Annotated in this window: 7 protein-coding genes, 1 tRNA gene and 1 pseudogene; 5 read left to right on the top strand and 4 right to left on the bottom strand. The window is 36.2% G+C overall.

The annotated features are described in order from the left end of the window. Positions 1-104 precede the first annotated feature (104 nt). Both T375_RS11735 and T375_RS11730 read left to right on the top strand, forming a co-directional pair. Positions 105-177, top strand: a tRNA-Thr gene (locus T375_RS11735). A gap of 73 nt (positions 178-250) precedes the next feature. After that, positions 251-1,381: an SLC13 family permease gene (locus T375_RS11730; protein WP_049960422.1), complete on the top strand. Its 1,131-nt coding sequence runs from the start codon at positions 251-253 to the stop codon at positions 1,379-1,381. A gap of 36 nt (positions 1,382-1,417) precedes the next feature. On the opposite strand, the gene T375_RS11725 is transcribed toward T375_RS11730, so the two are convergent. Together T375_RS11725 and T375_RS11720 are read right to left on the bottom strand one after the other, a co-directional pair. Further along, complete coding sequence (locus T375_RS11725) at positions 1,418-1,723, bottom strand: hypothetical protein (RefSeq protein ID WP_044938744.1); 306 nt, start codon at positions 1,721-1,723, stop codon at positions 1,418-1,420. Between the two features lie 10 nt (positions 1,724-1,733). After that, complete coding sequence (locus T375_RS11720) at positions 1,734-2,111, bottom strand: hypothetical protein (RefSeq protein ID WP_044938741.1); 378 nt, start codon at positions 2,109-2,111, stop codon at positions 1,734-1,736. Between the two features lie 283 nt (positions 2,112-2,394). On the opposite strand from T375_RS11720, the gene T375_RS11715 reads away from it, so the two are divergent. Next, positions 2,395-2,697, top strand: coding sequence for an antibiotic biosynthesis monooxygenase family protein (locus tag T375_RS11715; protein ID WP_049960421.1), 303 nt, complete (start codon positions 2,395-2,397; stop codon positions 2,695-2,697). A gap of 98 nt (positions 2,698-2,795) precedes the next feature. Continuing rightward, the gene (rbr, locus tag T375_RS11710; protein ID WP_044938739.1) at positions 2,796-3,338 is read left to right on the top strand and encodes a rubrerythrin; all 543 of its coding nucleotides are present in this window, start codon (positions 2,796-2,798) and stop codon (positions 3,336-3,338) included. 41 nt (positions 3,339-3,379) lie between these two features. Here the strand turns inward: rbr and T375_RS11705 are convergent. Both T375_RS11705 and T375_RS11700 read right to left on the bottom strand, forming a co-directional pair. After that, a pseudogene (locus T375_RS11705) lies at positions 3,380-3,571 on the bottom strand (hypothetical protein); the annotation flags it as partial. A gap of 13 nt (positions 3,572-3,584) precedes the next feature. Next, positions 3,585-5,174 (bottom strand): Y-family DNA polymerase, encoded by a 1,590-nt coding sequence (locus T375_RS11700; protein ID WP_044938731.1) that lies wholly within the window; start codon positions 5,172-5,174, stop codon positions 3,585-3,587. A gap of 172 nt (positions 5,175-5,346) precedes the next feature. Between T375_RS11700 and T375_RS11695 the strand changes: the two genes are divergently transcribed. Then, on the top strand, positions 5,347-6,849 hold the full coding sequence (locus tag T375_RS11695) for a bifunctional ADP-dependent NAD(P)H-hydrate dehydratase/NAD(P)H-hydrate epimerase (RefSeq protein ID WP_044938729.1): 1,503 nt from the start codon (positions 5,347-5,349) through the stop codon (positions 6,847-6,849). Positions 6,850-6,937: the final 88 nt, after the last annotated feature.

The following is a 6,937-nucleotide window of genomic DNA, read 5'->3' as shown; positions in this document are numbered from 1 at the left end:
ACGCATTCAGCTGATGAATACTAATAGATCGAAGGTTTATTCTAAAAAGAAGATATGTAGTATCGGAATACTGTGTGAAGTTTTGAGGTTGTTATTTATAACAAGCCGATGTGGCTCAATTGGCAGAGCAGCTGATTTGTAATCAGCAGGTTATCGGTTCGAGTCCGATCATCGGCTTTGACTTTAAATCGCATGCTTAATAGCTTGCGATTTTTTTTTATAATTTTTTATTTTATGTGGGGATTGTATTGTGGAAGCTATAAAACATTTTATTAAAAATGAAATTGTATTGTGTGTAGCCTTGGTTTTAGCTATTGTTTCTTGTTTTTTTGTTCATCCCAGTAGGGATTATTTTAACTATATTGACTATCGTACTCTTAGTATTCTTTTATCTCTGATGATAACAATGGCTGGCTTTCAGCGACTATCAGTATTCAGACAAATCGGTGAAATACTGGTTGGTAAGATGAATTCGATAAGAGGGATAGTCCTAATCTTATTGGGATTGTGCTTTTTTTCAAGTATGTTTATTACAAATGATGTAGCACTGCTAACATTTGTACCTTTTTCTATAATTACGCTTTCGATTTCAAATAGAAAAGATTTGTTTATTATTGTTATCGTACTTGAAACGATTGCGGCAAATCTTGGAAGCATGCTAATTCCTTTGGGAAATCCACAAAATCTCTATTTATATTCATTATCAGATATGAATTTGTTAAGTTTTATTTCTATAATGCTACCTTATAGTATATGTGCATTCATCCTTTTAGTTTTAAGCACATATTTATTTGTGAAAGATGCTCCTGTATCTATTTCAGGGGATTCAAAAAAAGTATATAACAGAACACCGTATGAAAAGAAATTGATCGGATTATATATATTTGCATTTTTAGCATCATTATTAGTAGTGGCAAGGATAATACCTTATTATGTTTCTTTGATAGTAGTAATTCTATTGGTTGTGATATTTGATAGAAGAGTGCTTAGAAAGCCTGATTATTCTTTACTGTTTACTTTTGTTTTTCTATTTGTTTTCATTGGTAACATTAAGAATATATCAATTATTAGTACTTTTTTAGAAGCGTTGATTAAGAACAATGAAGTGATAGTTTCAGTTCTTCTGAGTCAGTTTATAAGCAATGTGCCTGCAGCTATACTTTGTTCAGGATTTACAAATGATATACCAAAACTAATTATAGGAACGAATCTAGGTGGACTAGGGACTCTTATTGCTTCAATGGCAAGCCTTATTTCATTTAAACAATATAGCTATATTGATGGAGCTGATAGCAAAAAATACATTAAAGTATTTTCTATATTTAATATTGTTTTTTTAATTATTATGCTTATAGAGTATACGATTATAAATTTGGTATAAGAAAAGCCTCGTGCTCAGCACGAGGCTTTTAATCTTTTAGTTTGATAATGAATGTCTAATTACGCCTTTTGGATCTTTAATTAAGATAAAGATAATCCAAATAACAAGTGCTAATGCAATAACAGAAAAACCAAGGAATGTATCATTGATCATATCTTCCAAGGCTGGAGTAAAGTACTCGGCACGTAATTCAGCATATTCAAAGATTGCATCTACGAACCACATTATTGATGCACCCCAAAACATAAACATTAACACATGAAGTTGCATATCATTATTCTTGCGATTATACCATAATACTGTACTAATAACCGCAGCGATAACTGTAATAAGTAATGTCATATTATCCCCCTTAATTAGTTGTTTTCATTGTAGAAATAGGTCTTTTTACAATCATATCTGCTGTAACGCACATGCCAATCCAAATAACTGTTACAAGAACTGCCATAGATACACCAACTGTTGCAATTTCATGAAGCATTTCCTGAGTATCTTCTGGATTAGACATTGCTGTTAAAAATGGGAAGAAAGGTTGTACTTCTCCGTGCCATACATGCTCAAATGCAAGTAAAGCAGAACCTCCCCATAAAAGATTTGAAAGCCATTTTAACTTTCTTGTCATAGGTACCGCCATGTTATCTTCATGTTTTTCTGTACCCTGTTTTTCCATTCTTTTCTTAATGATTGTTGTTACGACAGCTTCTCCAGCTGGAACAGTAAAGCAAGCCATAATTCCCCTCCTTAAATGTATTAGTTGATTCAATTTTGTAATGAACCTCAAATAATTATAGCAGCGTAAAACCAAGTATTATAGGGAATTGCGCCAATTTGTATATTCAAAAAAATATAGCTGTTATTCCAATGAGGAATATCTGTCATATTAATGATTAAATAAAAGATGCTTACAGTCAAATACAATCCGTATTTTATTTTGAATTTTGGAGTAAAAGCGCTATAATAGGCTTCGAGTTTGTTTTTTACTCAAAAGATATAATGTTAGAGAGAGAAAGAGAATGTTAAAACAGGTAGTTATTTGGACATTACAGGATAAATGTTTTGGCCCAAACCTTAGTGCTATTAAAGGCAATATTAAAACGAGATTCGAAGAGTTAAATGGACAGGTTCCAGGACTCAATAGAATTGAGGTACACAGTGAGTGCATGAGCTCATCTAATGGTGATGTTATTATGGTAGCAGAATTTGAAGATGAAGCATCATTAAAGCAAAGAGAGAACAATGAAATGTGGAGTGCAGCAATGAAAGAGACAGTAGTTCCATTTGTTGATGTTACAACACATGTTGAGTATGCTTATTAATAATGCACTAAATTGCACTAATTAATTTTACACAATATAAACTTAAGATGTGTTACAATCTTCCTAAAGATACTATTAATGTATAAGGAGGATTTGTGATGGCAGAAAACAAATATGCAGGTACTAAGACAGAGAAGAACCTTTGGGAAGCTTTTGCTGGCGAATCAATGGCAAGAAACAAATATACATATTTTGCATCAGTTGCAAAAAAGGCTGGTTATGAGCAGATCGCAGCGTTATTTTTAAAGACTGCTGATAACGAGAAAGAGCATGCAAAGCTTTGGTTTAAAGCTCTTGGTGAAATAGGAGATACACCTGCCAATCTTTTACATGCTGCAGAAGGCGAAAATGCTGAATGGACAGATATGTATGATAGAATGGCTAGAGAAGCTGAGGAAGAAGGTTTCCCAGAGCTTGCAGCACAGTTTAGAGGCGTAGGTGCTATTGAAAAGGAACACGAGGAAAGATATCGTAAGCTTTTGAACAATGTGGAAGCTATGGAGGTCTTCAAAAAGAGTGGTGTAACAATGTGGGAATGCCGCAATTGTGGACATATAGTTGTTGGAGTAGAAGCGCCTGATGTTTGTCCGGTATGCAATCATCCAAAGGCATATTTTGAAGTAAGAGCAGAGAATTATTAATAAATAATAAAAGCTGGAGCAAATAAGCTCCAGCTTTTTTATTCGTGAGATTTTTGGGCTTCTTCGTTAATCATATCTTCGTAACCGGTAAGAGCTGCAAATGGTGCAAACTGAGCAGCACGATCATACAAGCTCATATGTGGATGAGTGAGAGATTGATGGTGAGGCATATCGATTATATCTTTGTATACGATTCGTGGGTCGGGTTCGTTGTTTCTATATCCTTTTGCCATAGTTTTGCTCCTTTTATTCACCAGAAGAATGGCCACCAACTTGTTTATTGCGTTTCATGGTCATGGCACCATCTTGGAGATTCATACCTTTTAGTACCGAATTTTTTCCAAATTTATCATGCATTGCCAGGGTGGCTTTTTGAAGCTTACGTTCTTTTTCATCAGCTTTATAAGCTGCTTCTTTTTCCTTTTCCAATGCATTATAGTCTGTGAAAAGATCCATTTGGTAAGGCGCATCATCCGGTATTTTATTAATAGGAATTAGATCACAGGCTACAACATTTATTCTGCGAACTAATAGGTCAGAATCGATGATACGGTCGTATAGCTCGACCATTGTCTCCATAATTCTTTGGGTGGAGCTGGTCCAACGGTCTAAGTTGCCTGTCCCATGTGCATGATAAGGGATAGGGCGACCAAAGTGATCAACAGAAACTTTTCCAGTAAAGTATTTGTTTGTTCCGGCTATTTTAAAAGTAGATCGTCCTATACTTGAACCTTCTTTTTCAAATTCCAGGCTTGTTCTATCGTATCCGATGGTTAATTCAATCTTTTTGGTAACCAAATCCTTTCTTACTAAATCAAGAACCAAAAGCTCTGTCATTTCTTTGACTATGAGCCTAGCCTTGTCTGTAGTGTAAGGTTCCATAAGAACTTGACCACTGGAAAGGCTGTTTGTTTGAGGTCTATAGCTTTTGATAGTGGCAATTTCGGTAGGCTCCCAACCCCAAGCGTGGTCGATAAGTAGCTCGGCATTAATACCTAATGCTTTATATAGGACATCTTCGTTGTATACGCTGGTGCGTGCAATATCTCCCATAGTGAATATGCCCAGTTTTGCAAGGCGACGTGCAATACCACCACCTACGCGCCAAAAGTCTGTGATAGGCTGATGACACCATAGAAGTTCGCGATAGGTTCTTTCGTTTAGTTCAGCGATTCTAACACCCTGTTCATCCGCAGGAACGTGTTTGGCAACAATATCCATTGCTATTTTGGCAAGGTACATATTGGTCCCAATGCCAGCTGTTGCTGTGATGCCCGTTTCCTTAAGAACATCACGAATCATACGCATTGCAAGCTCGTGAGCGGTACAAGAATAGGTATTTAAATAGCCTGTAACATCGATGAAGCACTCATCAATGGAATAAACATGAATATCATCATCTGAAACGTATCGAAGATAAATAGAAAAAATATAAGTGGATATTTCTTCATATCGTTTCATTCTAGGTGGAGCCGCAATATATGCAAGCTCTAGCGAAGGATCTTTTTCCAACTCTACTGCATCAGAAGATGAACCAGTAAAGTGGTATTCTCCAGTTTCTGGATCCTTTGGAAGTAAGCCTAAAGCAAGGGCACGACTAAAACGCTCTGCATTTACCTCTTTTACTCTTTGGATGACTTCAAATAAACGGGCTCGACCTGAAATTCCATAGGCCTTCAGTGAAGGGCTGACAGCTAGACAGATTGTTTTTTCGGTACGGGAGGAATCAGCCACAACCAGATTAGTAGTAAGTGGATCCAAGCCCCTATCAGTGAGCTCGCAAGAAGCATAAAAGGACTTTAAATCGATCGCTATAAAAGCTCGATCCTTTTCCATATGACTGACCTCCTTTCGTAATATTGCAACTTATATGTTATAACCGAACAAGCATTCGTGTCAATCGAACATAGAAATATTTTGTAAAATACATAGATTTTGGGTAATGTAGTATACTGTTGTTAGATTTTTGAGTTTACTATCCAAATGAACATTCAAATGGGGGACAACAATGACAGAATTATTATCAGCTAAACAGATGCAGGCTTGTGATAAGAGAACCATTGAAAAACATGAAATACCATCTTTGGTTTTAATGGAAAGAGCGGCTCTTAAAGTAGTTGAAACTATAGAAAAAGAATATGAGAATGCCAATAGTTTTTCAGTAGTTTGTGGTCCTGGGAATAACGGTGGTGATGGTGTTGCTATTGCAAGACTGTTGCGCCTAAAAGGTAAAACAGTAGACTGCATGGTGCTGGGAGACTCTGAAAAGTTTTCTGAGCAGTTAAAGCAGGAGATAAAAATAGCAGAAAGCTATGGGATGACAATTCACAATAAGCTAATTGAAGAATCTATAGAACAAGCTGATTTAACTATTGATGCTATGTTTGGAATAGGATTGTCAAGAGGATTGTCAGAAGAGTATGATTATGCAGCAGCAATAATCAATCAATGTGCAAATAGAGTTTTAGCTGTGGATATTCCTTCGGGCTACAATGCAGATAGTGGAAAACTTTTAGGAGAAACTGGCGTAAGGGCGGACATTACGGTTACCTTTGCATATATGAAAAAAGGCATGCTGCTTGGGGATTGCAAAGCAGCTGTTGGAAAAATGGTTGTAGACGATGTTGGAATCTACCTGGAAAGAGGAACAGACCAATATGAAATTTTAATAGATGATGATATTTTCAAATTTGTAAAGTCACGAGCTGTAGATGCTAATAAAGGTAGCTGTGGAAAGCTTCTTGTTATTGCAGGGAGTGAAAGCATTTATGGGGCATGTTATCTTTCTGCTAAATCGGCTCTTACTACAGGTACAGGGCTGGTGAAAATTTATACTCACAAGAATAATATTGCAAGTATTCAGCAAAACTTACCTGAGGCAATGTATGCAGGATATGATGAATACAATGAAAAGGATTTGTCAGAGGAAATAAAATGGGCATCTACTGTTTTAATTGGGCCTGGTTTAGGAACATCTGGCATGTCAAAAAGAATTTTTAAGCAGATATTGAAGGAAGCAAATTATCCCTTAATAATTGATGCAGATGGAATAAATCTGTTAGCAGAAGAAGAGATGAAAGAACTATTCAAGGAAACTTCAGCAAGAGTACCTGTTGTTATTACTCCACATTTAAAAGAGATGGAGCGTTTGACGGGCGTTAAAGTGTCTGATATTAACTATAATATGGAGCAGGTAGCTATGGACTTTGCAAAAGAATATGGCTGCATAGTTGTGCTTAAAAATTTTACTACGATTATCACAGATGGCACACAGGTCTCTTACGTAAATAGCGGTAATGAAGGCTTGGCAACCCCAGGTTCCGGAGATGTGTTGGCAGGAGCAATAGCATCATTAATATCTCAAAAGGTTAATCCACAGATAGACGTGGCAGTTTGTGCGGCAACTCATCTTCATGGAAAGGCCGGTACTGAGGCATCAAAAAAATATGGGGTTAGAGGCGTGCTGGCTAGACATATAATTGATGAATTCGGGAATATTAAGGGGTTATAGGCAATAGTTTCACAGTTATTTCACAATGTGGGCAAATTATTATTAGATAAATATGCTAATGTTATACTATGTTTAAGTTTGTTGATTT

This window comes from Pseudobutyrivibrio sp. LB2011, from assembly GCF_000701765.1.
Lineage (GTDB): Bacteria > Bacillota > Clostridia > Lachnospirales > Lachnospiraceae > Pseudobutyrivibrio > Pseudobutyrivibrio ruminis.
This window is presented reverse-complemented; position numbering and strand designations above follow the sequence as displayed.

Excerpts from the sequence above, each read along its gene's own strand:
- T375_RS11725 (WP_044938744.1), bottom strand. The coding sequence starts at position 1,723 with ATGACATTACTTATTACAGTTATCGCTGCGGTTATTAGTACAGTATTA.
- T375_RS11720 (WP_044938741.1), bottom strand. The coding sequence starts at position 2,111 with ATGGCTTGCTTTACTGTTCCAGCTGGAGAAGCTGTCGTAACAACAATC.
- T375_RS11715 (WP_049960421.1), top strand. The coding sequence starts at position 2,395 with ATGTTAAAACAGGTAGTTATTTGGACATTACAGGATAAATGTTTTGGC.
- rbr (WP_044938739.1), top strand. The coding sequence starts at position 2,796 with ATGGCAGAAAACAAATATGCAGGTACTAAGACAGAGAAGAACCTTTGG.
- T375_RS11700 (WP_044938731.1), bottom strand. The coding sequence starts at position 5,174 with ATGGAAAAGGATCGAGCTTTTATAGCGATCGATTTAAAGTCCTTTTAT.
- T375_RS11695 (WP_044938729.1), top strand. The coding sequence starts at position 5,347 with ATGACAGAATTATTATCAGCTAAACAGATGCAGGCTTGTGATAAGAGA.